The following is a 262-nucleotide window of genomic DNA, read 5'->3' as shown; positions in this document are numbered from 1 at the left end:
CTATTTCTGGCATCATGATATCTAATAATATGAGATCATATTCCGTCGATTTAATTTTCGATAGGGCCTCTTCTCCATTGGAAGCTTCCTCAAGTTCGTAGTTATTTGATGCAAGGCAAACTTGTAATAACTTTCTCATTTCCGTTTCATCATCAACAAGTAATATTCGAGCACTCATATGATTCCCCTCTTTTTATATAATTGTTAATCTCGTCAGCTAATTGGTTTCCGCCATTGGTTTTGCTTGAATGATATATCTTTC

At 34.7% G+C, this 262-nt stretch carries 1 protein-coding gene; it reads right to left on the bottom strand.

Annotated elements, in window-relative coordinates:
* Positions 1–178, bottom strand: a 178-nt coding sequence (locus tag AOA59_RS33680) for a response regulator (RefSeq protein ID WP_143522847.1), incomplete at its 3' end; no start/stop codon positions are given.
* Positions 179–262: the final 84 nt, after the last annotated feature.

Source organism: Pseudomonas sp. 2822-15, assembly GCF_002742515.1.
Taxonomy (GTDB): domain Bacteria; phylum Pseudomonadota; class Gammaproteobacteria; order Pseudomonadales; family Pseudomonadaceae; genus Aquipseudomonas; species Aquipseudomonas salomonii.
The sequence above is the reverse complement of the archived record's forward strand: the minus strand, read 5'-3'. Positions and strand labels throughout refer to the sequence as shown.